Source organism: Pseudomonas sp. SJZ131, from assembly GCF_007828705.1.
GTDB lineage: Bacteria > Pseudomonadota > Gammaproteobacteria > Pseudomonadales > Pseudomonadaceae > Aquipseudomonas > Aquipseudomonas prosekii.
Genome location: NZ_VIVC01000004.1, coordinates 252,902 through 276,497, shown reverse-complemented (window position 1 = coordinate 276,497; position 23,596 = coordinate 252,902). Strand labels below are relative to the sequence as shown.

24 protein-coding genes and 1 tRNA gene are annotated in these 23,596 nt (G+C 59.0%); 17 read left to right on the top strand and 8 right to left on the bottom strand.

Annotated features, from left to right (window positions below; genetic code table 11):
* The first annotated feature begins 50 nt into the window (after nucleotides 1–50).
* From gpmI to FBY12_RS19210, 4 genes are all read left to right on the top strand, one after another.
* Nucleotides 51–1,580, top strand: coding sequence for a 2,3-bisphosphoglycerate-independent phosphoglycerate mutase (gpmI, locus tag FBY12_RS19230; RefSeq protein ID WP_145255001.1), 1,530 nt, complete (start codon nucleotides 51–53; stop codon nucleotides 1,578–1,580).
* Between the two features lie 240 nt (nucleotides 1,581–1,820).
* Complete coding sequence (locus tag FBY12_RS19220; RefSeq protein WP_145254998.1) at nucleotides 1,821–3,116, top strand: murein hydrolase activator EnvC; 1,296 nt, start codon at nucleotides 1,821–1,823, stop codon at nucleotides 3,114–3,116.
* 34 nt (nucleotides 3,117–3,150) lie between these two features.
* Nucleotides 3,151–4,479, top strand: a complete 1,329-nt coding sequence (locus FBY12_RS19215) for a S41 family peptidase (RefSeq protein ID WP_092274681.1) — start codon at nucleotides 3,151–3,153, stop codon at nucleotides 4,477–4,479.
* A 1-nt stretch (nucleotide 4,480) separates the two neighbouring features.
* A complete protein-coding gene (locus tag FBY12_RS19210; protein WP_145254995.1) occupies nucleotides 4,481–5,260 on the top strand; it encodes a divergent polysaccharide deacetylase family protein in 780 nt (259 codons plus the stop codon).
* Between the two features lie 143 nt (nucleotides 5,261–5,403).
* On the opposite strand, the gene FBY12_RS19205 is transcribed toward FBY12_RS19210, so the two are convergent.
* The 7 genes from FBY12_RS19205 to FBY12_RS19175 form a co-directional block, all read right to left on the bottom strand.
* Nucleotides 5,404–6,159, bottom strand: a complete 756-nt coding sequence (locus tag FBY12_RS19205; RefSeq protein WP_092274688.1) for an ABC transporter substrate-binding protein — start codon at nucleotides 6,157–6,159, stop codon at nucleotides 5,404–5,406.
* 77 nt (nucleotides 6,160–6,236) lie between these two features.
* Nucleotides 6,237–7,007 carry an imidazole glycerol phosphate synthase subunit HisF gene (gene hisF, locus FBY12_RS19200; protein ID WP_121731627.1) on the bottom strand — a complete coding sequence of 257 codons (771 nt, stop codon included), beginning with the start codon at nucleotides 7,005–7,007 and terminating at the stop codon, nucleotides 6,237–6,239.
* Between the two features lie 9 nt (nucleotides 7,008–7,016).
* Complete coding sequence (hisA, locus tag FBY12_RS19195; protein WP_092274694.1) at nucleotides 7,017–7,754, bottom strand: 1-(5-phosphoribosyl)-5-[(5-phosphoribosylamino)methylideneamino]imidazole-4-carboxamide isomerase; 738 nt, start codon at nucleotides 7,752–7,754, stop codon at nucleotides 7,017–7,019.
* A gap of 42 nt (nucleotides 7,755–7,796) precedes the next feature.
* Complete coding sequence (locus FBY12_RS19190) at nucleotides 7,797–8,054, bottom strand: DUF2164 domain-containing protein (RefSeq protein WP_008024930.1); 258 nt, start codon at nucleotides 8,052–8,054, stop codon at nucleotides 7,797–7,799.
* Nucleotides 8,055–8,693: an imidazole glycerol phosphate synthase subunit HisH gene (hisH, locus tag FBY12_RS19185; RefSeq protein WP_109519928.1), complete on the bottom strand. Its 639-nt coding sequence runs from the start codon at nucleotides 8,691–8,693 to the stop codon at nucleotides 8,055–8,057.
* Complete coding sequence (hisB, locus tag FBY12_RS19180) at nucleotides 8,693–9,286, bottom strand: imidazoleglycerol-phosphate dehydratase HisB (RefSeq protein WP_007897437.1); 594 nt, start codon at nucleotides 9,284–9,286, stop codon at nucleotides 8,693–8,695. Before hisB ends, hisH begins: the two co-directional genes overlap by 1 nt.
* A gap of 268 nt (nucleotides 9,287–9,554) precedes the next feature.
* Nucleotides 9,555–11,219, bottom strand: a complete 1,665-nt coding sequence (locus FBY12_RS19175) for an OFA family MFS transporter (RefSeq protein ID WP_121731629.1) — start codon at nucleotides 11,217–11,219, stop codon at nucleotides 9,555–9,557.
* Nucleotides 11,220–11,440: 221 nt separating this feature from the next.
* Between FBY12_RS19175 and FBY12_RS27930 the strand changes: the two genes are divergently transcribed.
* The 13 genes from FBY12_RS27930 to vapC all read left to right on the top strand — a co-directional run bounded on the left by FBY12_RS27930 (nucleotide 11,441) and on the right by vapC (nucleotide 21,633).
* Nucleotides 11,441–11,569: a hypothetical protein gene (locus FBY12_RS27930; protein ID WP_256663338.1), complete on the top strand. Its 129-nt coding sequence runs from the start codon at nucleotides 11,441–11,443 to the stop codon at nucleotides 11,567–11,569.
* Between the two features lie 71 nt (nucleotides 11,570–11,640).
* The gene (locus tag FBY12_RS19170) at nucleotides 11,641–13,872 is read left to right on the top strand and encodes an AsmA family protein (protein WP_145254992.1); all 2,232 of its coding nucleotides are present in this window, start codon (nucleotides 11,641–11,643) and stop codon (nucleotides 13,870–13,872) included.
* Entirely contained in the window at nucleotides 13,869–14,936 is a 1,068-nt protein-coding gene (mutY, locus tag FBY12_RS19165; RefSeq protein WP_123511222.1) for an A/G-specific adenine glycosylase, read from the top strand. The genes FBY12_RS19170 and mutY overlap by 4 nt, the downstream gene beginning before the upstream one ends.
* Nucleotides 14,933–15,205, top strand: coding sequence for an oxidative damage protection protein (locus FBY12_RS19160; protein WP_145254989.1), 273 nt, complete (start codon nucleotides 14,933–14,935; stop codon nucleotides 15,203–15,205). Before mutY ends, FBY12_RS19160 begins: the two co-directional genes overlap by 4 nt.
* A gap of 103 nt (nucleotides 15,206–15,308) precedes the next feature.
* Nucleotides 15,309–15,384 (top strand) — tRNA-Phe (locus tag FBY12_RS19155).
* A 124-nt stretch (nucleotides 15,385–15,508) separates the two neighbouring features.
* Complete coding sequence (locus FBY12_RS19150; RefSeq protein ID WP_145254986.1) at nucleotides 15,509–15,859, top strand: hypothetical protein; 351 nt, start codon at nucleotides 15,509–15,511, stop codon at nucleotides 15,857–15,859.
* Between the two features lie 269 nt (nucleotides 15,860–16,128).
* Nucleotides 16,129–17,169 carry a YhcG family protein gene (locus FBY12_RS19145; RefSeq protein ID WP_145254983.1) on the top strand — a complete coding sequence of 347 codons (1,041 nt, stop codon included), beginning with the start codon at nucleotides 16,129–16,131 and terminating at the stop codon, nucleotides 17,167–17,169.
* 34 nt (nucleotides 17,170–17,203) lie between these two features.
* Entirely contained in the window at nucleotides 17,204–18,856 is a 1,653-nt protein-coding gene (locus tag FBY12_RS19140; protein ID WP_256663337.1) for an ATP-binding protein, read from the top strand.
* Between the two features lie 55 nt (nucleotides 18,857–18,911).
* Nucleotides 18,912–19,886, top strand: coding sequence for an alpha/beta fold hydrolase (locus FBY12_RS19135; protein WP_145254980.1), 975 nt, complete (start codon nucleotides 18,912–18,914; stop codon nucleotides 19,884–19,886).
* A gap of 37 nt (nucleotides 19,887–19,923) precedes the next feature.
* Nucleotides 19,924–20,334, top strand: a complete 411-nt coding sequence (locus tag FBY12_RS19130; RefSeq protein ID WP_121731636.1) for a hypothetical protein — start codon at nucleotides 19,924–19,926, stop codon at nucleotides 20,332–20,334.
* A gap of 6 nt (nucleotides 20,335–20,340) precedes the next feature.
* Nucleotides 20,341–20,817, top strand: a complete 477-nt coding sequence (locus FBY12_RS19125) for a hypothetical protein (protein WP_145254977.1) — start codon at nucleotides 20,341–20,343, stop codon at nucleotides 20,815–20,817.
* A 178-nt stretch (nucleotides 20,818–20,995) separates the two neighbouring features.
* On the top strand, nucleotides 20,996–21,226 hold the full coding sequence (gene vapB / locus FBY12_RS19120; RefSeq protein ID WP_121731638.1) for a type II toxin-antitoxin system VapB family antitoxin: 231 nt from the start codon (nucleotides 20,996–20,998) through the stop codon (nucleotides 21,224–21,226).
* Nucleotides 21,226–21,633, top strand: a complete 408-nt coding sequence (gene vapC / locus FBY12_RS19115; RefSeq protein ID WP_145254974.1) for a tRNA(fMet)-specific endonuclease VapC — start codon at nucleotides 21,226–21,228, stop codon at nucleotides 21,631–21,633. The genes vapB and vapC overlap by 1 nt, the downstream gene beginning before the upstream one ends.
* A 73-nt stretch (nucleotides 21,634–21,706) precedes the next feature.
* Here vapC and gabP read toward each other — a convergent pair whose 3' ends face one another.
* Nucleotides 21,707–23,098 carry a GABA permease gene (gene gabP / locus FBY12_RS19110; protein ID WP_145254970.1) on the bottom strand — a complete coding sequence of 464 codons (1,392 nt, stop codon included), beginning with the start codon at nucleotides 23,096–23,098 and terminating at the stop codon, nucleotides 21,707–21,709.
* Between the last annotated feature and the right edge of the window lie 498 nt (nucleotides 23,099–23,596).

Sequence of the window (23,596 nt, the reverse complement as noted above, 5' to 3'; positions counted from 1 at the left end):
CACTCCTTTTTTGCATCGCCCTCTTTTTAACTCAGCCACGAGTGGATTCCATGACTACCACGCCTAAACCTTTGGTCCTGATGATTCTCGACGGCTTCGGTCACAGTGAGAGCCACGAAGCCAACGCCGTGTACTCGGCCAACAAGCCTGTGCTCGATCGCCTCAGCGCTACGGTGCCGAACGGCCTGATCTCGGGCAGCGGCATGGATGTCGGCCTGCCGGACGGGCAAATGGGCAACTCCGAAGTCGGCCACATGAACCTCGGGGCGGGCCGCGTGGTGTATCAGGACTTCACGCGCGTGACCAAATCGATCCGCGACGGCGAGTTCTTCGAAAACCCGACCATCTGCGCCGCTGTCGATAAAGCCGTGGCTGCCGGCAAAGCCGTGCACTTCATGGGCCTGCTGTCCGATGGCGGCGTTCACAGCCACCAGGACCACCTGGTCGCGATGGCTGAACTGGCGTTCAAGCGCGGCGCTGAAAAAATTTACCTGCACGCATTCCTCGACGGTCGCGACACTCCGCCAAAAAGCGCCGAGTCGTCGATTGAACTGCTCGACGCAACCTTCGAAGCCCTGGGCAAAGGACGGATCGCCAGCATCGTCGGCCGCTACTTCGCCATGGACCGCGACAATCGCTGGGACCGCGTCGAGCAGGCGTACAACCTGATTGTCGACGGCAATGGCCAATTCAACGCCGCCACCGCGCAGGAAGGTCTGCAAGCGGCGTATGAACGTGGCGAGAGCGACGAATTCGTCAAAGCCACCTCCATCGGCGAGCCAGTCAAAGTCGAAGACGGCGACGCCGTGGTGTTCATGAACTTCCGCGCCGACCGCGCCCGCGAACTGACCCGCGTCTTCGTCGAAGAAGATTTCCATGACTTCCAACGCGCGCGCCAGCCGAAACTGGCCGGTTTCGTCATGCTGACCCAATACGCCGCCAGCATTCCTGCGCCGTCCGCGTTCGCCGCCGGCAGCCTGGAGAACGTGCTCGGTGATTACCTGGCGAAAAACGGCAAGACCCAACTGCGCATCGCCGAAACCGAAAAATACGCGCACGTGACCTTCTTCTTCTCCGGCGGCCGCGAAGAACCGTTCCCGGGCGAAGAACGCATTCTGATCCCGTCGCCGAAAGTCGCCACTTACGACTTGCAGCCGGAAATGAGCGCGCCGGAAGTCACCGACCGCATCGTCGAGGCTATCGAAAACCAGCGGTTTGACGTGATCGTGGTCAACTACGCCAACGGCGACATGGTCGGCCACAGCGGCAATCTCGAAGCGGCGGTGAAAGCCGTGGAATGCCTGGACCTGTGCGTTGGCCGCATCGTCGAGGCGCTGGAAAAGGTTGGCGGCGAGGCGCTGATCACCGCCGACCACGGCAACTGCGAGAAGATGTCCGACGAAGAAACCCATCAGGCGCACACCGCCCACACCACCGAGCCGGTGCCGTTCATTTATGTCGGCAAGCGTGATTTCAAAGTGCGCGATGGCGGCGTATTGGCGGACGTTGCACCGACCATGCTGATGTTGATGGGCCTGGAGAAACCGGCAGAAATGACCGGCACCTCGATCCTGGTGTAATCGGCCTCCAAAACACCATCAAACCCTGTGGGAGCGAGCCTGCTCGCGATAGCAATCTGACAGCCAACATCTATGTTGAATGTCAGGCCGGCATCGCGAGCAAGCTCGCTCCCACATTGGTTTTGGGGTGTTTTCAGGGTTAACGCTGCTCCGGTTATCACACAGTCCCAATTGGGCGTTTTTTTTGCAGCGCTTGGCGGGCATACTAGGCCGTCCCTTTCCCTGGTGTCGCCCGCCTCTATGCTTCGCGTCCTGATAGCCCTTGCCCTGACTTGCCTGCTCCAGCCAGCCTTTGCTGATGAGCGCGCGCAAACCCAACAACAGTTGGACGCGACGCGTCAGGACATTGCCGAGCTGAAAAAACTGCTGGGCAAGCTGCAGGAAGAAAGATCCGGTGTGCAAAAAGAGCTCAAGGGCACCGAGACCGAGATGGGCAAACTCGAGAAGCAGGTCGATGCGCTGCAAAAAGAGCTGAAGAAAAGCGAATCCGAGCTGCAGCGACTCGATGCCGAGAAAAAAAAACTCCAGAGCGCGCGCGTTGAACAGCAACGACTGATCGCCATTCAGGCTCGCGCGGCCTACCAGAACGGGCGTCAGGAGTACCTGAAACTGCTGCTCAACCAGCAGAACCCGGAAAAATTTGCCCGCACCCTGACTTATTACGATTACCTGAGCCAGGCGCGCCTGGAGCAGCTGAAGAATTTCAACGAAACCCTGCGCCAATTGGCCAATGTCGAAAAAGACATCGGCCTGCAGCAAGCGCAATTGCTGGTGCAGAAAAGCAGCCTCGACAGTCAGCGCGACGAACTCGAAAAAGTCCGCCAGGAACGCCAGCAAGTCTTGGCCAAGCTGAGCAGCGACGTGAAGGCGCGCGATCAGAAACTCGCCGCCCGCGAGCAGGATCAGGCAGACCTGTCTAAAGTCCTTAAAACCATCGAAGAAACCCTGGCCCGTCAGGCCCGTGAGGCAGAAGAAGCGCGGCAAAAAGCGCTGATCGCCCAGCAGGAAGCCGAAAAAAAGCGTTTACGTGAGGCTCAGGAACAGGCCAACGCCAATACTGATGCCCCACGCAAACCGGTCAAATCGACACCTGGCGCGCTGGTTTCAAGTTCCGGCGAAACCTTTGGCGGCGCATTTGCTTCGACCCGCGGCAAACTTCCATGGCCGGTTGATGGTCGACTGTTGGCGCGCTTCGGCGAGAGCCGCGGCGATGACGTGCGGACCAAGTGGGACGGCGTGATGATCAGCGCCTCCGCCGGCAGCCAGGTGCATGCCGTGCACGGTGGTCGCGTGGTGTTCGCCGACTGGTTGCGCGGCGCCGGGCTGCTGGTGATCCTCGATCACGGCAACGGTTTTTTGAGTCTTTATGGTCACAACCAGACGCTGCTCAAGTCTGCGGGTGATGTGGTTAAAGCCGGTGAGTCCATTTCCACTGTCGGGAACAGTGGCGGGCAGGATACGCCGGCGTTGTATTTCGCAATTCGTCAGCAGGGTCACCCGAGTGATCCGGCGCAATGGTGCCGCGCGCAAGGATAGGCGTTGAGTCACCTACATTAGGAGTTCGTTCGACATGCTGCATTTGTCCCGCCTTACCTCGCTGGCCCTGACGATCGCCCTGGTGATCGGCGCGCCGTTGGCGTTCGCCGCTCAGCCTGCTCCGGCGGCTGCGCCAGCACCTGCACCTGCGGGCACCGCGGCAACCACCAAGGCGCCATTGCCGCTGGAAGAGTTGCGCACTTTTGCCGAGGTCATGGACCGGATCAAAGCGGCGTATGTCGAACCGGTAGACGACAAGACCCTGCTGGAAAATGCCATCAAAGGCATGCTCAGCAACCTCGATCCGCACTCCGCCTACCTTGGCCCGGAAGACTTCGCCGAGCTGCAGGAAAGCACCAGCGGTGAATTCGGCGGCCTGGGCATTGAAGTCGGCGCCGAAGACGGCTTCATCAAAGTGGTCTCGCCAATCGACGACACTCCGGCGTCCAAGGCTGGCATTCAGGCCGGCGACTTTATCGTCAAGATCAACGGCGCACCGACTCGCGGCCAGACCATGACCGAAGCGGTCGACAAGATGCGCGGCAAGATCGGCCAGAAAATTACCCTGACCCTGGTTCGCGACGGCGGCACGCCTTTCGACGTGGTGCTGACCCGCGCCATCATCCAGGTCAAGAGCGTCAAGGCGCAGTTGCTGGAATCCGGCTACGGCTACATCCGCATTACCCAATTCCAGGTCAAGACCGGCGAAGAGGTCTCCAAGGCCCTCGCCAAGTTGCGCAAGGACAACGGCAAGAAGCTCAACGGCATCATTCTCGACCTGCGCAACAACCCGGGCGGCGTGCTGCAAGCGGCGGTCGAAGTGGTTGACCACTTCATCACCAAAGGCCTGATCGTCTACACCAAGGGCCGCATCGCCAACTCCGAACTGCGCTTCTCGGCGACCGGCAAGGACGAAAGCGAAGCCGTGCCAATGGTCGCGCTGATCAACGGCGGCAGTGCCTCGGCGTCGGAAATTGTCGCCGGCGCGTTGCAGGACCAGAAACGCGCGGTGGTCATGGGCACCACCAGTTTCGGCAAGGGCTCGGTACAAACCGTGCTGCCGCTGAACAACGACCGCGCCTTGAAGATCACCACGGCGCTGTATTACACGCCGAACGGCCGCTCGATTCAGGCTCAGGGCATCGTCCCGGACATCGAAGTGCGCAAAGCCAAGATCACCAACGAGCAGGACGGCGAGTACTTCAAGGAAGCCGATCTGCAAGGTCACTTGGGCAATGGCAACGGCGGCGCCGACAAACCGACCTCCAGCAGCAAGGCCAAAGCCATGCCGCAGGATGACGACTATCAACTGGCCCAGGCCCTGAGCCTGCTCAAAGGGCTGAGCATTACGTCCGGCCGCTGAGATGCACCTGCGGATTATCCTGGCGCTGTTGTGCTGTCTGGCGGGTGTTGCTCACGCAGCGCCCGCCAGCACCACGGCGCCAAACAAAGCCTACCTGACGCTGATCATCGATGACCTGGGGCAGAACCTGCCTCGGGATCGTCGTGTACTCGCCCTCCCCGGCCCGGTAACCACGGCGATCATGCCCGACACTCCGCACGCCGCCGAATTCGCCCGCGAAGCCCATCGTGCCGGCAAAATCGTCATCCTGCACATGCCCATGGACCCGGCCACCGGCCCGTTTGCCTGGCATCCCGAGTTGCCCCTCGAAGAACTGGAAAAACGCCTCAACGCGGCGTTCAAAGCGGTGCCCTACACCGCCGGCATCAACAACCACATGGGCAGCCGCATGACCGCGCAGCAACCGGCGATGGCCTGGCTGATGGCGGAGTTGCAGCGGCGGCACAAATTCTTCGTCGACAGCCGCACCAGCGCACAAACGGTCGGCGCGGCCGAGGCGCAGAAGATTGGTCTGGCGAGTGTTTCGCGCGATGTGTTTCTCGACGATGAACGCACCGAGGCGGCGATTTTCACGCAACTGCAGACGGCGATCAGCCTGGCGAAAAAGCAGGGCTCGGCGGTGATGATCGGCCATCCGTATCCGCAGACGCTGGCGGTGCTGGAGCGCGAGATGCCGAAGCTGAAGGCTCAGGGAATTGACTGGATCGACATCAAACTGATGATCAGCGTGCGCAGCAATCGCGCCACTGCCGCCCACGGCAAGGATGGCGTGTACCGCTAATTCGCCACAGCACAAAACCAAGGGTAGGAGTGAGCCTGCTCGCGATAGCGGTCTGCCAAACGACAATCATGTCGTCTGACATTGCCCTATCGCGAGCAGGCTCACTCCCACATGTTGATAACTGGGTGTCTGATAACGGGGTGTCAGAGGTAATTAGCCATGATGTCATCCACCACGCCTTCCTTGCGCATGGCGTCGAGCGCGGTTTGCAGCTTGGTCACCACCTCGTCCGGGACGTCTTTGTTCAGCGCCAGATAGAGTTCGGCGCTGTTGAATCGCAGCACCGTTTTGAGCCCCGTCACGCCGTCCTGCCGCGCCAGATAACGCCCGGCCGGGTCGCCGGTGGCCCACAGGTCAATCTGCCCGCTGACCAGTTTTTTCGCGTTGTCCTGATCGCGCAGCACCACAATCGGCTTCAAGCCTTGCTTGGCCAGCGTCTCGGCAATCGCATCACCCTTGTAAGCGCCGATGCGGAACTTGCGCGCCTGATGCAGGGTTTCGAGGGTGATCTTGCTGTCAGCCTTGGCCAGCATGATCCAGTCATCCGGGCCAATCGGGCCGACCCATTTGAAGAGCTTTTCGCGATCCGGCAGCCGCGCCATCACGAACACGCCGTAACCGGGTTTTTCGAGGGCGAGTTTGTAGATGCGCTCCCAAGGGAAACGCAGCGTCAGGCTGTAGGTGATGTCGGTGCGTTTGAACATCTCGCGGACGATGTCCACGGCAATGCCATTGATGTTCTCGTCCTGAGCGAAGTTTTTGCCGTTCTTCGCCATGTTGTAGGGCGGGAAGTTTTCCGTCAGCAACACCAGGTCGGTGGCGGGACCTTCTTCGGCGCGGGCTGCATTGATCAGCAACAGAGAAGCGCTGGCGAGAACAACAAGAAAGCGTTTGAGCATGTCTGACTACCGGAATCCATGGCGTGCCCAAGAGTGCCTTGAGCCCGCCATGCTGTCCACTGGCCTGTAGCGCTTTGTCAGCGCATGACGATGCCGCGATGCGCCATGTAAGCCTTGGCTTCCTGCACGGTGTATTCGCCGAAGTGGAAAATACTCGCCGCCAGTACTGCGCTGGCGTGGCCTTCAATGATGCCGTCGGCCAAATGCTGGAGGTTGCCGACGCCGCCGGAAGCGATCACCGGAATGCCCAGCGCATCGCTGATCGCGCGGGTCACGCCGAGGTCGAAACCGTTTTTCATGCCGTCCTGGTCCATGCTGGTCAGGAGGATTTCACCGGCGCCGAGGCCTTCCATTTTTTTCGCCCACTCGACCGCGTCGAGGCCGGTCGGCTTGCGGCCACCGTGGGTGAAGATTTCCCAGCGCGGAGTTTCGCCCGGCAGTGAAACCTTCTTCGCATCGATGGCAACGACGATGCATTGCGAGCCGAAATGCTGCGCCGCTTCGCCGACGAATTCCGGGTTGAACACCGCGGCGGTGTTGATCGAGACCTTGTCCGCGCCGGCATTCAGCAAATTGCGAATGTCCTGCACGGTGCGCACACCACCGCCGACGGTCAGCGGGATAAACACCTGGCTGGCCATGCGCTCGACGGTATGCAGCGTGGTGTCGCGGCCATCGACGCTGGCGGTGATGTCGAGAAAGGTAATCTCGTCGGCACCCTGCTCGTCATAACGACGGGCAATTTCCACCGGGTCGCCGGCATCGCGGATGTTCTCGAACTTCACACCTTTGACGACCCGGCCGTTGTCCACGTCCAGGCAAGGGATGATGCGTTTGGCCAGCGCCATGGTCAGTCCTCAGCCTGTGTACGAATCGCAGAAAGCTTGCGCTTCGGCGACGTCAAGGGTGCCCTCATAAATCGCCCGGCCGGTGATGGCGCCGATGATGCCCGGCGCCTTGGCGTCGAGCAGCGACTTGATGTCGCCGAGGTTGTGAATGCCACCGGAAGCGATCACCGGAATGCGCGTGGCAGCAGCCAGCGCCGCGGTGTACGAAACGTTGCAGCCCTGCATCATGCCGTCTTTGGCGATGTCGGTATAAACGATCGCGGAGACGCCGTCAGACTCGAATTGCTTGGCCAGGTCGATGACGTTCACGGTGCTGATTTCAGCCCAGCCGTCAGTTGCGACAAAACCGTCTTTGGCGTCGAGGCCGACAATCACTTTGCCCGGAAACGCGCGGCAGGCTTCGGCGACGAAGGCTGGGTCTTTCACGGCTTTGGTGCCGATGATCACGTAGCTAACGCCAGCCTTGACGTAATGCTCGATGGTTTCCAGCGAGCGGATCCCGCCGCCAATCTGGATCGGCAGGTTCGGGTAGCGCTTGGCGATCGCGGTGACCACTTCGCCGTTGACCGGCTGGCCTTCGAACGCGCCGTTCAGATCGACCAGATGCAAACGACGGCAACCGCCCTCCACCCACTTGGCGGCCATGCTCACCGGGTCATCGGAGAACACCGTGGAATCTTCCATGCGGCCCTGGCGCAGACGAACACAGGCACCGTCCTTGAGATCGATAGCGGGAATAATCAGCATCTGGCAAACCTTCAAATTCGATTGTTCAGCTTCGCTCGAAAATCAGTTTTTCTCGAGCGCCCACAGGTCGCTTTCGATGCTTTCGAACCTTTCTTTAAGGTGCGTCTGCACATCGAAAATCGCCCTGTTGTAATAGTGCGGCGCAATTTCGCGGGTAAACAGTTCAAGGATTTCCGCCGCTTCGAACGAACCCAGGTCCAGTTCGAAGCGATCTTCCATAAAGCGTTTGATCTTGTGATTGGCCTCGTTCTCCTGCTCGGGAGTGAGGGTCAGGATCGGCGGCTTTTTCTTGACGGCCATTTACCAGCGACCATCCCACGCGGCGAAGTTCTGCAGCAATTGCAGGCCATGGGTATGGCTCTTCTCCGGGTGAAATTGCACGGCGAAACGCGAGCCATCGGCCAGCGCAGCGGCGAAATCGACACCATAGTGTCCGCCACCCACCACTTGCCGGGCATTCGCGGCGGCAATGTAGTAGCTGTGCACAAAATAGAAGCGCGCCAGGTCCGGAATGTCGTGCCACAGCGGGTGACTGACCTTCTGCTGCACCTGGTTCCAGCCCATGTGCGGGACTTTCAGGTGTTCGCCGTCTTCATGCAGGTCTTTGCCGAAGAACTTCACCGCGCCCGGAAACAGGCCGATACAGTCGACGCCGTCGTTCTCTTCGCTGCTGTCGAGCAAGGCTTGCATGCCCACGCAGATGCCGAGGAACGGCCGGTCCTGGCTGACTTCACGCACCAGCGAATCGAAGCCCAGGCGCCGGATCTCGGCCATGCAATCGCGAATCGCGCCGACACCGGGGAACACCACGCGGTCAGCTTCGCGAATCACGTTGGCATCGCTGGTGATCAGGACTTTACCGGCACCGACGTGCTCCAGCGCCTTGGCCACCGAGTGCAGGTTGCCCATGCCGTAATCGATAACCGCAACCGTCTGCATTACAGAACGCCTTTGGTCGATGGCATTTGCCCGGCCATGCGGTCATCCAGCTCTACCGCCATGCGCAATGCGCGACCGAAAGCCTTGAACACGGTTTCGATCTGGTGGTGAGTGTTGGTGCCGCGCAGGTTGTCGATGTGCAGGCTGACGAGGGCGTGGTTGACGAAGCCCTGGAAGAATTCCTGAAACAGGTCAACGTCGAAACCGCCAACGGTGGCGCGGGTGTAGGGAACGTGCATCTGCAGGCCTGGGCGGCCGGAGAAGTCGATCACTACGCGCGACAGCGCTTCATCGAGCGGCACGTAGGCGTGGCCGTAGCGACGGATGCCTTTCTTGTCGCCGATGGCTTTGGCGAAGGCCTGACCCAACGTGATACCGACGTCTTCCACCGTGTGGTGGTCGTCGATATGCAGGTCACCCTTGCTGACAATATCCAGGTCGATCAGCCCGTGACGGGCGATCTGGTCCAGCATGTGCTCAAGAAAAGGCACACCGATATCAAATCGGGCCTTTCCGGTGCCATCCAGGTTGATCGAGGCTTTGATCTGGGTTTCCAGAGTGTCGCGCTCGACAGACGCCATACGTTCGGCCATCACCAGCTCCGCAAAATCATTGGGCGAAAAAGGCAGCCATTATAAGGGCGCGGGGCCGAAACAGAAACACGAGAGGTGATATGACTGACGGACAGAATGCGGTGCAGTCGGGGATAGACATGTATGTACAACTCATTTTGGACACCCTGAAACGACTGTAGGAGTGAGCCTGCTCGCGATAGGGCCCTCACATTCAACATTTCTGTCGACTGTCAGGCCGCTATCGCGAGCAGGCTCACTCCTACAGGGTGATGCGTTTACAGCTTACTTAATGGAACAGAATTGCGGTTTTCTGCAGGGTCACCCAAACGCCCCACGCCAACGGAATCCCCACCACCAGCCATGCGGCAACGGCCAACGGCTTGCTGCCCGGCGCCGCTTTCCACTCCAGCACGGTATTGGCATCCGCACCTTTGTCGTGGCCCAGCGCCTGTTCGGCGGCCAGTTCAGCGTCGGTCATGAAGTACTTGTCAGCCACCGGACGCACCAGCAGGTTGCAGAGGAAACCCAGCACCAGCAGGCCCGCGAGGATGTACAGCGTGATGTCGTAAGCGGCGGCACGTTCAACGCCGATGCTCAGCTGATATTCACGCAAGTAGTTGACCAACACCGGACCCAACACGCCCGCCGCCGCCCATGCCGTCAGCAGACGACCGTGGATCGCGCCGACCATTTGCGTACCGAACAGGTCCGCCAGATATGCCGGAACCGTGGCAAAACCACCGCCGTACATCGACAGGATGATGCAGAACGCCGCCACGAACAGCGCAACGTTGCCCAAGTGACCGAGGTTCGGGATCAGCGCGTACAGCGCAAAACCCAATGCGAAGAACACGAAGTAAGTGTTTTTGCGTCCCAGGTAATCGGAGAACGAGGCCCAGAAGAAGCGACCGCCGATGTTGAACAAGCTCAGCAAACCGGTGAAACCGGCAGCAATCGCTGCAATCGAAGCCAGTTGCCCGGCATCCAGTTGACCGAATGGCACATCAACGCCAAGCAATTTTCCGCCGAACACTTCCTGCAACAGCGGCGAGGCCATGCCGAGAATGCCGATACCGGCAGAAACGTTCAGGCACAGCACCAGCCACACCAGACGAAATTGCGGAGTTTTCCAGGCAACGTTCACGTGAACGTGGCGATGAGTGATCATCGCGTTCGCGGTTTTTTTCGCCGGAGCGGTCCAGCCTTCAGGTTTCCAGCCGGTTGGCGGGACGCGATACGACAGCGCGCCGCCGATCATGAACACGAAGTAAATCGCCGCCATCACCAGGAAGCTCTGCCACACGCCGACGCCGGTTGGCGAAGCGAAATGGCTCATCAATGCGGCCGCCAGAGGTGCGCCAACCATCGCGCCGCCGCCGAAACCCATGATCGCCATGCCCGTCGCCATGCCGCGCTTGTCCGGGAACCACTTGATCAGGGTCGAGACCGGCGAAATGTAACCGAGGCCCAGGCCGATACCGCCGATGACCCCGGAGCCGATCCACATCAGCCAGATCTGGTGGGTATAAATCCCCAGCGCCGAAATCAGCAGACCGCCGCACCAGCACAATGCCGACACCACGCCAGCCTTGCGCGGCCCGGCGTGTTCCAGCCAGCCACCCCAGATCGCTGCCGAGCAGCCGAGGAAGATGAAAAACAGGGTGTAGATCCAGCCGAGCATCGAGATCGGCCAGTCGCAATTCGACGAGAAAACTTGCGAGATGAAGCTCATGTCCGGTGCACAAGCGACCGGGGCAGTGACGCCCAGCGCCTTGGACAACGGCAACCAGAACACCGAAAAGCCGTAGGCCATGCCGATGCACAAGTGAATGGCCAATGCGGCCGGTGGTACCAGCCAACGGTTGAAACCGGGCTTGGCGATGATGCGTTCCTTGGACAGGAACGAAGGCTGGCCGGCGTGAGCGCCGTCCGCCGTAATGCTCGTGCTCATTGTGTATCCCCCAATTATTAGTATGGTTCGCCAGCCACTCCTCACCCTTAGCCTTATGCACGCAGGCATGACCTTTTTTTGAGTGAAGCTCCATAAGGGCGCGACGTAAAGTCGCAGAAGGACGGACGAACGCGCAGAGGTTACCATTTGCTCGTGACAGAAAAACCAAACTGATATCACCTTTTGCAGGTCACCTGATCTGTCCGACCGTTGAAGCGGTCATGCCGATCATCGTCGAGCCGCTGAAACCAGCCACTTATCAGGATCAGCAAGCCCTGCGAAAGACCTTCGGGATGCCCGCCGTCCGCCAGACTGAACGCGCCGCTGCACGCGCTGCCCATATGAACTGACCGGTCGTCCGTTTCGGGGCGCTATACTCCCCGGCTAAATTTTGAATTCGACTAACTACAAGGACTCGCCCATGAAAGCGTTCGGCAAAATCCTGGGTCTGGTACTTCTCGGGCTGTTGCTGATCATTGTGGCGTTGGGCTTTGCCCTGACCCACCTCTTCGATCCCAACGACTATAAAGACGAGATTCGCCAGATTGCCCGCGACAAGGCCCACATCGAGCTGACGCTCAATGGCGACATCGGCTGGAGCCTGTTCCCGTGGCTAGGCCTGGAATTGCACGAAGCCAGTGTCGCGACCCTGGTCAAACCTGCCGAACCGTTTGCCGATTTGCAGATGCTCGGCCTCTCGGTGCGCGTGCTGCCGCTGTTGCGCCGCGAAGTGCAGATGAGCGATGTGCGCGTCGAAGGCCTGAACCTGCGCCTGAACCGCGACAAGGATGGCCACGGCAACTGGGAAGACATCGGCAAGGTCCCTGCGCCGGCCGACGCTGCCAACCCTGCGCCAACCGTTGCTGCCGGCGAACCTGCGCCGCAGACACCACCGGTGGCGGAAAAACCGCCGCAGCCGATCCGCCTCGACATCGACAGCCTGACCGTGAACAACGCGCGGGTTGAATACAACGACGAGAAGTCCGGCAAAATCTACACCGCCGAGAGCATCCAGATGAGCACCGGCGCGGTCCACGATTCGACCAATATTCCGCTCAAACTCACGGCGTTCCTGTCCTCCAACCAACCGGCGGTGCGGGTGCGCACCGAGCTGAACGGCGAACTGCGGATCGCGCGGGCGCTGCAGCGTTATCAGTTCGAAGACATGAAGCTTTCGGGCGAAGTGACTGGCGACCCGCTGCAAGGCAAGACCATGACCTTCGCCGCACAAGGGCAGTTGTTGCTGGATAAAGCTGCCAACGTCGCCGAATGGACCGGGATCAAGATCTCCGCCAACCAATTGCGTGCGTTGGGCGAACTCAAGGTCAACGACCTCGACAAGACCCCACAAATCAACGGCGGGTTGTCGATTGCGCAGTTCGACCTGGCGAAATTCGTCGACAGCATCGGCCAGAAACTCCCGGCCATGGCCGAGGGCAGCCTGAGCAAAGTCGAACTGGTCAGCCGCGTCGCGGGCACGCCGAACAGCCTGTCGTTCGACAATATCAACCTGAAAGTCGATGACAGCAGCTTCAGCGGGCGCATCGCCATCGAAGATTTCGCCAAGCAATCGCTGCGCGCGATCCTCAAGGCTGACACGTTCAACGTCGACCGTTACCTGCCGCCAAAATCCGCCGAAGCCAACAGCGCCACCCAAGTGCGTCAGGCCGAAGTGGCCAACACCGAAGCCACTGCGATGGCCGGCGCCGGCTCGACGCCACTGCCGGATTCACCAACCAAAGGCGCGTGGAGCACCGAACGCCTGCTGCCGGTTGAACGCCTGGCCAAGCTCGACGTTGACGCCGACCTGACCTTCGGCCAATTGACCCTCGACAAATTGCCGATCCAGAACGCGGCGCTCAAAGCCACCGGCCAGGGCGGCTTGCTGACCCTGGAAAACCTGCGCGGCGATTTGTACAACGGCAACTTCGAAGCCAAAGGCACGCTGGACGTGCGCCAGCCAGTGCCGGCGCTGAGCATGCAAACGCGCATCAACAAAGTGCCGGCGGAAAAGATCCTCGAAAGCCAAGGCAAAAACCCACCGGTCAAAGGTCTGGTGACGCTTGACAGCACGTTGACCGGCAGCGGCAACAGCCAGCGTGCGCTGATCGAAAGCCTCAACGGCAACGCCAGTTTTGTGATCAACAATGGCGTGCTGCTCAACGCCAACCTTGAACAGCAACTGTGCAAAGGCATCGCCACGCTGAATCGCAAGTCGCTGAGCGGCGAACCGCGCGGCAAGGACACGCCGTTCCAGGAACTCAAGGGCAACCTGACCTTTCGTAACGGCGTCGCCAGCAACCCGGACCTGAAAGTGCGCATCCCCGGCATGACCGTCAACGGTAATGGCGACGTCGATCTGCGCGTGCTCGGCATGGACTATCGCGTCGGCATCGTCGTCGAGGGCGACACCAGCGCCATGCCTGACCCGGCCTGCCAGGTCGGCGACAAGTTCGTCGGCATCGAGTGGCCGCTGCGCTGCCGTGGTCCGCTGGAACTCGGCGCCAAGGCCTGCCGTCTCGACAACGAGCGCATGGGCCAGGTCGCGGCGAAACTGGCGGGCGACAAACTCAGCGACAAAATTGACGAGAAGCTCGGCGACAAGGTCAGCCCTGAACTGAAAAACGCATTGAAGGGGCTGTTCAAACGATGAGAGCGGAGCAGTTTTCCTCGGCGGTGCTGGACTGGTACGACCGCCACGGCCGCCACGATTTACCTTGGCAACAAGGCATCACGCCGTATCGGGTGTGGGTCTCGGAGATCATGCTGCAACAGACCCAGGTCAGCACCGTGCTCAATTACTTCGACCGTTTCATGGCATCGTTGCCGACGGTCGAAGCGCTGGCCGCTGCGCCGGAAGACGAAGTGCTGCACTTGTGGACGGGGCTGGGCTATTACACCCGCGCACGCAATCTGCAGAAAACCGCGAAGATCGTCGTCGCTGAACATGGCGGCGAATTCCCGCGCGACGTGGAAAAACTTGTTGAACTGCCGGGCATCGGCCTGTCCACCGCCGGCGCCATCGCCAGCCTGAGCATGGGCCTGCGCGCGCCGATCCTCGACGGCAACGTCAAACGCGTGCTGGCGCGCTTTACCGCGCAAGAGGGTTACCCCGGCGAACCGAAAGTCGCCAAGCAGCTGTGGGCCAACGCTGAGCGCTTCACCCCGCATGACCGCGTCAACGCCTACACCCAGGCAATGATGGATCTCGGCGCCACGCTGTGCACCCGGAGCAAACCGAGCTGCCTGCTGTGTCCGCTGGAAAAGGGCTGCGAAGCGCACATGCTCGGCCTCGAAACCCGCTACCCGATTCCCAAGCCGCGCAAAGCCGTGCCGCAGAAACGCACGCTGATGCCGATGCTGGCCAACGGCGAAGGCGCGATTCTGCTTTACCGCCGCCCGTCCACGGGGCTGTGGGGCGGTTTGTGGAGTTTGCCGGAGCTCGACGACCTCGACGATCTGCAACATCTCGCCACACAGCATTCGCTGGAACTGGGCAGCCAACAGGCGCTGCCGAGTCTGGTCCACACGTTCAGCCATTTTCAGTTGTCCATAGAACCCTGGCTGGTTCAGGTTCAGGAGGCCGGCCATCACGTGGCCGAGGCCGACTGGCTCTGGTATAACCTCGCCACCCCGCCGCGCCTGGGCCTTGCCGCCCCGGTCAAGACATTGCTGGAGCGCGCGGCAGCCGTATTGAACGCAGGAGAGTCGTCATGACCCGCACCATCAAGTGCCGCAAGTACAAAGAAGAACTGCCGGGCCTGGAGTTTGCACCGTTCCCCGGCGAAAAAGGCCAGGACATTTTCGACAATGTTTCCGCCAAAGCCTGGGCCGACTGGCAGAAACACCAGACCCTGCTGATCAATGAAAAACGCCTGAGCATGATGAATGGCGAAGATCGCAAATATCTGCAGGGCGAGATGGACAAGTTCTTTTCCGGCGAGGAATACGCTCAGGCTGAAGGCTATGTTCCGCCAGCGGAATAATCCCGATTCGACGGGGGTCGGATCGTAAGCGACGGTAATAATTAAAATTTTTTTCAAAACTTTCTTGACGACCCCCTGAAAAACCAGTTTAATGCGCCCCGTTGCCCAGATAGCTCAGTCGGTAGAGCAGGGGATTGAAAATCCCCGTGTCGGCGGTTCGATTCCGTCTCTGGGCACCAAATACCGAAAACCCTGAATCGCAAGATTCAGGGTTTTTTTATGCCCGCGATTTATTCAGCGGCGGCTCAACCGTCCAGTCCACGGTACTTTTGCCTCCCCTTACGGAAAAGGGTAACCAACCTCATGAGCCAGAAGAAAACCCGCGTCCCCCTGCCCCACCCGCCGCCGTACCGCGAAAGCCGAACCGTGTTCTGGCTGATGAACCTTGTTTACGTGCTGATCATCTGTTCTGCCGGGCTGCTGATCTATGCCGTGATCGACGGATTGATCCACGGCTCGATCAGCGAGATGAACCGCCGCGCGCCAAACGTTACTTACAAACTGGCGCAACAACCGAAGATGTATTGGTTTCTGATCGCCTGGCACAGCGTTGAGGCGATCGGTTTGCTGGTGATGGCTGGCGCAGCGTTCTGGCTGCACAGAATCGTCGCAGCGGCGCCGGAGAAGCCAACGCGCAAACGCACTCGCCGATAGACCTGTGAGCGCGTCTGGCGGCGTTACAGGCGCTTCCAGCAAAGCAGTGTGCGACGCGACTGGGACTACATCGCGCAATTTCAGCCTGTATGAAACGTGCGGTCCTGCGAATCGGACTACACGCCGTATTCTCCAAACGTCAGACGCGGTGGGCAGGATCCTGCAACATCAGTAGGCATTTCCTTCCGGATTTGTCGCATCGCCCGGCATCGCCGACAAGGCGTTCATTGCCATGCTTTCCGTCAGTTAATCCAGCTGCGGAAGACTTTATGAGCGTCCCCAACCCCGATAACACGCAAGATCCACAAATCGCGGCATTGCTCGGGCATCTGGGCGAACTGACCCGCCAGGCACGCCAGAAAATCCTCAGCGCGGTCGATAGCACTCAAGTACAAACCTGCTGGCAGATCGGTCGGCATATCGTCGAGTTCGAACAGCAGCCGGCACCGCGCGCCGTTTATGGAAAGCATCTGCTGATGACGCTGGCGAAAGCGTTGACGGGGCAATTCGGCAAAGGTTTTGACGCGACCAACTTGCGCTACATGCGACTGTTCTTTGAAGCATTCCCGAACTGGGAGGCCTGGCGCCACGAACTCAGTTGGGCGCACTATCGGCGCTTGCTGCGCATCGACAACACCAACGCGCGCCACTGGTACATGAACGAATCGGCGATCCAGAGCTGGTCAAGCCGCGCCCTCGACCGCCAGATCAACACCCTCTACTACGAACGCCTGCTCGCCAGCCGCGACCGCAATGCCGTCAAACAGGAAGCCGCGACCAATATTCAACTGATGGATGCGGCGCCTCACGACCTCGCCCGTAACTCGGTCGTGCTGGAATTCCTGGGCCTGCCCCATGCTGACGTCATCAGGGAAATCGATCTTGAACAGGCCCTGATCGAGCAAATCCAAACTTTCCTGCTTCAGCCGGGCAAAGGCTTCGCGTTCATCGCCAGCCACCAACGCATCAATTCCCTGAGCAAAGACTTCTACATCGACCTGGTGTTCTACCACTACCGACTCAAGTGCTTCGTCATCTGTGATCTGCGACGCGGCGAACTGACCCAGCAGGCGATTGGCCAGATGGACAGGTTTGTGCGCATCTACGACGACCTCAAACGCGACGCGAACGACGGCCCGACCGTTGGCGTCATTCTCTGTGCGCAGAAAGATGAGTCGGTGGTGCGTTACTCGGTTCAGGAGGGCAGTGAAGAGGTATTGGCGCAGAGGTACAGAGTGGTGTTGCCGAGTGTGGAGGAGTTGCGGGGGGAGTTGGATCGAGTGCTGATCGAAGTGCCGCTGCATGCTTAGCTCTATAAGCGAAGCCGCCCTGCAGAGTTATCTAATGGCGAAATATCCGAGAGAAGGAGTTGCCTGTGAATGGAAGGAATTCAAGAACCTCACTCATGCAGTGTCTGGGCGAAAAGGCGCAGATATCGCGAGTTACCTTTCCGCAATTGCCAACATGGCCGGCGGCCACCTGATTATCGGCGTCCAGGATGAATCGTTGCACATCGTTGGAATTCGGCAGTTTCACGACTACACACCGGAGAATATCCGCCAACGGCTGCTCGGCAGATGCACCAACTTGAATTCCGAGGGCTTTGTTGTCGAAAGTGTAACGACCTGCGATACGCGCAAAACCGTCTGGATTATCCACATTCCAATACATCGCCCCAGATTGCCGGTTTATGCACACGACAAAGCCTGGCAGCGACTGGACGACGCCCTGGTCGAAATAAGGCAAGAGCGGCTCGAAGCTATCCTAAATGAGCCGATGCTTAACCAAGACTGGTCTGCTGAAAAGGTAAGGAGCGCAACACTCGATGATTTGGATGAGCAGGCTTTGCACGTTGCACGAGAAAAGTTTTCAGAGAAGTACCGCAACTCATCATTTTCCGATGAAATTGCGACTTGGAATCTTGCGACTTTTCTCGACAAGTCAAAACTGACTATTCAAGGCAGCATCACTCATACAACGCTATTGCTGGTAGGCAAAAGAGAGGCATGTCATCACTTGCCGACGCTGGCGCAGATAACCTGGAAACTCGCAGGCGAGGAACAGGCTTATGAGCATTTCAGCCCCCCATTCCTGTTGACCACAACGCAAGTTCTGCATCGAATACGCAATCTCGATTACAAGCTTTTTCCTCAGAATCAGTTACTGGCCACCGTAGTCAGTAAATACGATACCCGGGTCATTCTGGAGGCCTTGCATAACTGCATCGCGCATCAGGATTACCGATTGCGTTCACGTGTCATCGTCACTGAGCGACTGGACCGATTGGCATTCGAAAACGCCGGCGGTTTTTTTGAAGGCAAGCCTGAGCATTATTTCAGCGGTGAGCACACTCCGAGCCGCTATCGTAATCCTTGGCTTACCCAAGCCATGGTCAGCCTGAGCATGATCGACACAATGGGGTTTGGCATTTCCACCATGACACTGTCCCAACGCAACCGGTATTTCCCCCTGCCTGACTACAGCAAGTCCGAGGAAAACAAAGTGGTGCTGGAAATCTACGGGCACGTAATTGACGAAAATTACACCCGTCTCTTGCTGGAGAACCAGGACCTGCCATTGACCACTGTGATGCTTCTGGATCGAGTGCAGAAAAAACAACCTATCACCGAGGCTGACGCTGGCCTGCTACGCAAACGAGGGCTGATCGAGGGACGCAAACCGAACTTTTATGCAGCAGCGCAGGTAGCACGCAGCACTGGCAACCAAATCGACTACATTCGCAACCGGGCATTCAATGATGTCTACTACAAAGACTTGGTCCTCGATTATCTGAGGCAGTATGGATCCGCATCACGCCTAGAGTTGGTAGCGCTGATTCTAGACAAACTCTCAGATGCTTTAGACGAAAAACAGAAACAGAATAAATTTCGCAACCTGCTGCATTCGATGTCGACTCGCGACCAAAGCATTGAAAAATCAGGCGGCTTGCACAAAGGTCTTTGGATACTCAGGCAATCTTCTGATCTAAAGAATTAGACAAACTCTAGACAAACTCTGCCCATGAAAGAGCTTGGTCGCAAACGGAGCGCCAATGAGTCAACAAATCTCATCCACGCAACCTCCACCAGGCCAAGCCGAATATTCGTCGACCGGCACTCCCGGCGAACCCTTCAACGAACCCGCCCCCGACGGCTACCCCCTCGGTGGTTTCACCTGGCGCCACACCCGCCATGACCCCACCCGCCCAGTAGTGATCATCAACGCCGCGACGTCTGTTCGCTGCCGGCACTACTCACGCTTCGCCGATTACCTGTTCGCCAATGGTTTCGACGTCATCACTTTCGACTACCGAGGCATAGGTGAATCTCGGCCGGCGTCATTGAAAACCCTCAACGCGACTTGGTCGGATTGGGGTGCGCTGGATTTCGAAGCGATGCTGCGACGGGCGCATCGTGAATTCCCCGGCCAGCCCATCGATGTGGTGGGGCATAGTTTTGGCGGCTGCGCGGCGGGTTTGGCGGATTCGGGGCGGCTGATCCGGCGTCTGCTGACAGTCGGCGCGCAGTTCGCCTATTGGCGCGACTATGCGCCGGCCCAGCGCTGGCGGATGTTCGGCAAGTGGCACGTGGTCATGCCGCTGGTGACGAAGCTGTGCGGTTATTTCCCCGGCAAACGTCTTGGCTGGCTGGAGGACACACCGGCGGGCGTCGTCCGCGATTGGAGCACGCCGACCGCACGCTACGAGAAGCGCCCCAGCGGTCGCCAGATTCTCGCTAAAAGCGGTCGACTGCCGTTCGCCAATGTCACCGCGAACATCCTGGCGATCAGCATCAGCGACGATCCGTACGGCACCGTTGCAGCCATCGAACGCTTGCTCGGCTACTTCTCGGGCAGCACGACCACCCATCTGCGAATCGAGCCAAAAAACATCGGCGAAGCAGAAGTCGGACATTTCGCCTTTTTTCGCAGCCGATACCAAGCCACACTATGGCCCATTGCACTGTCCTGGCTGCAGACCGGCGAACTGGCCCCCGATACCCCCGGGCGGCGAGTGCCGCGCAGTTGAGTGACCTGCCCTCTCAACGAAATACGGAACAATGCCCATGGCCTCCGCCAACAAGCAGCAAAAACGCGCCACCCGCGCCAAAGCCAAGGCCAAACAGAACCGCAGCCAACGTGCCGCCGCGCCGGTCGAGCTGGACCCGAACGATGATCGCATCGACTTCGAATCAGTGGACCTGACCGAGCTGTTCAAAGAAATGCTCGACGCCGCAAAAATCAGCCAACAGGCGATGTGCACGGCGTTCCTCGAACACCCGTTGCTGGCTTTGGTGCTGCAGCAGGAAGGTGAAGAAACAGCGACCGACTTCATCATCGGCGCACTGCTCGAATATCGTCAGTGGTCCACCGAAGCCGACGAAGCCAGCGCCCTGGCGTGGATCGAATCCCCAGCCTTCCAGGCTGATTACGTGGCGGCCTCCGCAGCCATCGCAGACCAAAACCAACAGAACTGAGTTCCCATGGCCTCCCTGAACAAACAGCAGAAACGCGCCAAGCGCGCCAAAATCAAAACCAAGCAAATCAACATCCACGGGCGTAAGCCGCTCGAGCAGGACGAAGAACTGGATAACGAGCTGGGTGATGAACTGGGCGAAATCGGCGAGCCGATCCCGGAATACACCCTGGCGATGTTCAGCAAAATGCGCGACGCCGAAGCCGTCAGCCGCAACGAAATGCTGGTGACCTTGCTGTCGAACCTTGCCGAGATCATCAGCGACCAGCCGGAACTGCTGGACATGGAAAACGCCGACAACGAAGCCATGGCTGCCACCCACCTGGCTGCCGACATGCTGATCGACTACCGCATGTGGGCCGATGGCATGGACCGCGACGCCGCGCAGGCCTGGCTGACCGATCCGCAATTCATCACCGATTTCGGCACTGCGCTCGACACCTACCGCGCGACGGTGGATGCCGAGGAAGAGAACGCTCAGTAACCAGCTTTCGAGGAAAACAAAAACGGCCGCCTGTCATCACTGACGGCGGCCGTTTTGCGCTAGCCGGCATGCCCACCAGATATTCCACCCTTCATCAGAGCTGATGTATATCCCGTTGACATATCCCATTTCGACACTCTTCTCTCTAATCCAAGCACCGGTCTTATAGGAGATCTGTATGGAACAGACGACCCTTTTTATGAGTAACCGCAGCCAGGCAGTTCGACTGCCGAAAGCCGTAGCAATGCCTGGAAATGTGAAGCGAGTGGAAGTGATCGCAATTGGCCGAACCCGAATCATTACTCCCGCGGGCGAAGCGTGGGACAGTTGGTTCGATGGTGAAAGCGTGACTCCGGATTTCATGATCGACCGCGAGCAACCTGCGGATCAGGAGCGTGAATCGTTCTGATGATCAAATACACGCTCGATACAAACATCTGCAGACTTCCCATCAAGAACAAACCTCAAGTCGTCCGCGAGGCATTTAATCGTCAACACGGGCAGCTATGCATCAGTGCTATCACGCTGATGGAACTGATCTACGGCGCGGAAAAATCCGCGGCACCTGAAAAAAATTTGGCGGTCATTGAGGGTTTCGCTGCTCGACTCGAAATCTTCCCTTTCGACAACGATGCTGCGGCACACACTGGAATGATTCGCTCGGAGCTGGCTAAAGCAGGCACACCCATTGGTCCTTACGACCAAATGATCGCCGGCCACGCCCGCTCACGAGGTTTCACCGTGATCACAAACAATATTCGGGAATTCGAGCGAGTATCCGGTTTGCGCGTTGAGGATTGGGTACATCCCGCCTGACGCTACACCTGCACAAACAAAAACGGCCGCCTGTCATCACTGACGGCGGCCGTTTTGCATTACCCAGTGCCAATCACACCAACACTGGCGCTCCAATCTTCTGCTGCTTGCGGCGACGCGCCACGAACAGCCCGGCTGCAACCACCATCAAACTGAGGAAACCAGTGGCGAGGATTTCCACGCGGTGGGCTTCCTGGAACAGCATGATGGTCAGGGCCGCGATGATGAAGAAGATCACTGCGTAGGTCAGGCCTGGGAACAGCCACATGCGGAACTCGATTTCCTCGCCGTTTTCCATGCGCTTTTTGCGCATACGCAGTTGCGAGAAAGCGATTACCAGGTACACCAGCAGCGCGATCGCGCCGGAGCTGGCCAGCAGGAATTCGAACACGGCGGCCGGGGCCACGTAGTTGGCGAAAACCGCGACGAACGCCGCGCCGGTGGACAGGATGACAGCCCAGTAAGGCGTGCCGCTTTTGTTGGTGCGCTGGGAAACGGCCGGTGCGTCACCGCGTTTACCCAGGGAGAACATCATGCGCGAAGCGGTGTACAGCGCCGAGTTCAGGCAGCTGGTCACGGCAACCAACACGACGATGTCGACGATCAACTTGGCGTTCGGGATGCCCATGCGCTCAAGTACGGTCTGGTAGGAACCGACCGCGGCCAATACCGGATCATTCCACGGCACCAGCGCCACCACGATGAAGATCGAGACGAGGTAGAACAAGCCGATCCGCCAGATCACCGAGTTGGTGGCCTTGGAGATTTGCTTGCCAGGATTCTTCGATTCGGCGGCGGCGATGGTCACGATCTCGGTGCCCATGAACGAGAACATGGTGGTCAGGATCGCGCCGAGCACCGCGCCCATGCCGTTTGGCAGGAAGCCTTGAGTGTCGAACAGATGCGAAACGCCGCTGACCTGGCTGTTCGGCAAGAAGCCGAAAATCGCCGCGAGGCCGAGGCCGATGAAACCGATGATCGCGATGACTTTGATCAGGGCGAACCAGAATTCGAACTCACCGTAGTTCTTCACGCTGAACAAGTTGGTCACGGTCAACAGCAACGTGATCACCAGTGTGAAGGCCCAGATTGCGACATCGGGGAACCAGGCATGCAGGATGGTCGCGGCGGCGTTGGCTTCCAGCGGAATCACCAACACCCAGAACCACCAATACAACCAGCCGATAGTGAAACCGGCCCAGTGCCCGATCGCGCGATCGGCATAGGTCGAGAAAGAACCGGTATCCGGCGACGCCACGGCCATTTCGCCAAGCATGCGCATAACCAAAACCACCAGAGCGCCGGCAGCGGCATACGCCAGCAGCACGGCTGGGCCGGCAGCGGCAATGGCATGACCCGAGCCGACAAACAGCCCGGCGCCGATAACCCCGGCGATCGACAACATGGTCACATGACGCGGTTTGAGCCCCTGTTCGAGGCCATTGGAGCTTTGGGTACTGCTCATTGAAACTACCTTTGCAAGGAAAGCGATTCAGTCCGCCATGTCTGGCATTTCTTTCTCGTAAAAAGAAACCAACGGGGCGTTCCTTATTCTGCACGCAATAATTGCGCCAAAATGTTACGAGGTCCCGAGAACCGCGGCTCTCCGCATGACCGGACAGTCATCGCAAGTCATTGAGATTAATGGCTATTCGCCCGAGCGTTACCCTGCGACCCACTTATAGAACGTTTCAGCGCACCGGAAACACACTCGGAAATTGCGGGTTGCACAATAAAAGTGCAGAACATGAACGTTTGTCCGGTTAGCGCTTCCAACACCCCGTCAAAGCTGGCACCATCGCGCCTTTTTTTACGCGACACTCACGACATTTGTGATTGAGAGCAGGACCAAACGTCTGTTCGGTTGATAGCAGCGCGACAGCCTGCTGCACCAATGCGACAACCTGCCACACGCCATCCGTTTACCGCCCGAAGCGCTGTTGGCTGCCATTCGAACGCTATG

What these genes read in the sequence shown, in the direction of transcription:
- FBY12_RS19145 (WP_145254983.1), top strand. Translation starts at nt 16,129, where the DNA reads ATGAGCGTCCCCAACCCCGATAACACGCAAGATCCACAAATCGCGGCA.
- FBY12_RS19150 (WP_145254986.1), top strand. Translation starts at nt 15,509, where the DNA reads ATGAGCCAGAAGAAAACCCGCGTCCCCCTGCCCCACCCGCCGCCGTAC.
- gabP (WP_145254970.1), bottom strand. Translation starts at nt 23,098, where the DNA reads ATGAGCAGTACCCAAAGCTCCAATGGCCTCGAACAGGGGCTCAAACCG.
- vapB (WP_121731638.1), top strand. Translation starts at nt 20,996, where the DNA reads ATGGAACAGACGACCCTTTTTATGAGTAACCGCAGCCAGGCAGTTCGA.
- FBY12_RS19140 (WP_256663337.1), top strand. Translation starts at nt 17,204, where the DNA reads ATGGCGAAATATCCGAGAGAAGGAGTTGCCTGTGAATGGAAGGAATTC.
- FBY12_RS19125 (WP_145254977.1), top strand. Translation starts at nt 20,341, where the DNA reads ATGGCCTCCCTGAACAAACAGCAGAAACGCGCCAAGCGCGCCAAAATC.
- FBY12_RS27930 (WP_256663338.1), top strand. Translation starts at nt 11,441, where the DNA reads ATGCCGATCATCGTCGAGCCGCTGAAACCAGCCACTTATCAGGATCAG.
- FBY12_RS19170 (WP_145254992.1), top strand. Translation starts at nt 11,641, where the DNA reads ATGAAAGCGTTCGGCAAAATCCTGGGTCTGGTACTTCTCGGGCTGTTG.
- FBY12_RS19130 (WP_121731636.1), top strand. Translation starts at nt 19,924, where the DNA reads ATGGCCTCCGCCAACAAGCAGCAAAAACGCGCCACCCGCGCCAAAGCC.
- FBY12_RS19205 (WP_092274688.1), bottom strand. Translation starts at nt 6,159, where the DNA reads ATGCTCAAACGCTTTCTTGTTGTTCTCGCCAGCGCTTCTCTGTTGCTG.
- mutY (WP_123511222.1), top strand. Translation starts at nt 13,869, where the DNA reads ATGAGAGCGGAGCAGTTTTCCTCGGCGGTGCTGGACTGGTACGACCGC.
- vapC (WP_145254974.1), top strand. Translation starts at nt 21,226, where the DNA reads ATGATCAAATACACGCTCGATACAAACATCTGCAGACTTCCCATCAAG.
- hisA (WP_092274694.1), bottom strand. Translation starts at nt 7,754, where the DNA reads ATGCTGATTATTCCCGCTATCGATCTCAAGGACGGTGCCTGTGTTCGT.
- hisB (WP_007897437.1), bottom strand. Translation starts at nt 9,286, where the DNA reads ATGGCCGAACGTATGGCGTCTGTCGAGCGCGACACTCTGGAAACCCAG.
- gpmI (WP_145255001.1), top strand. Translation starts at nt 51, where the DNA reads ATGACTACCACGCCTAAACCTTTGGTCCTGATGATTCTCGACGGCTTC.
- FBY12_RS19220 (WP_145254998.1), top strand. Translation starts at nt 1,821, where the DNA reads ATGCTTCGCGTCCTGATAGCCCTTGCCCTGACTTGCCTGCTCCAGCCA.
- FBY12_RS19175 (WP_121731629.1), bottom strand. Translation starts at nt 11,219, where the DNA reads ATGAGCACGAGCATTACGGCGGACGGCGCTCACGCCGGCCAGCCTTCG.
- FBY12_RS19190 (WP_008024930.1), bottom strand. Translation starts at nt 8,054, where the DNA reads ATGGCCGTCAAGAAAAAGCCGCCGATCCTGACCCTCACTCCCGAGCAG.
- FBY12_RS19210 (WP_145254995.1), top strand. Translation starts at nt 4,481, where the DNA reads ATGCACCTGCGGATTATCCTGGCGCTGTTGTGCTGTCTGGCGGGTGTT.
- hisF (WP_121731627.1), bottom strand. Translation starts at nt 7,007, where the DNA reads ATGGCGCTGGCCAAACGCATCATCCCTTGCCTGGACGTGGACAACGGC.
- FBY12_RS19135 (WP_145254980.1), top strand. Translation starts at nt 18,912, where the DNA reads ATGAGTCAACAAATCTCATCCACGCAACCTCCACCAGGCCAAGCCGAA.
- hisH (WP_109519928.1), bottom strand. Translation starts at nt 8,693, where the DNA reads ATGCAGACGGTTGCGGTTATCGATTACGGCATGGGCAACCTGCACTCG.
- FBY12_RS19160 (WP_145254989.1), top strand. Translation starts at nt 14,933, where the DNA reads ATGACCCGCACCATCAAGTGCCGCAAGTACAAAGAAGAACTGCCGGGC.
- FBY12_RS19215 (WP_092274681.1), top strand. Translation starts at nt 3,151, where the DNA reads ATGCTGCATTTGTCCCGCCTTACCTCGCTGGCCCTGACGATCGCCCTG.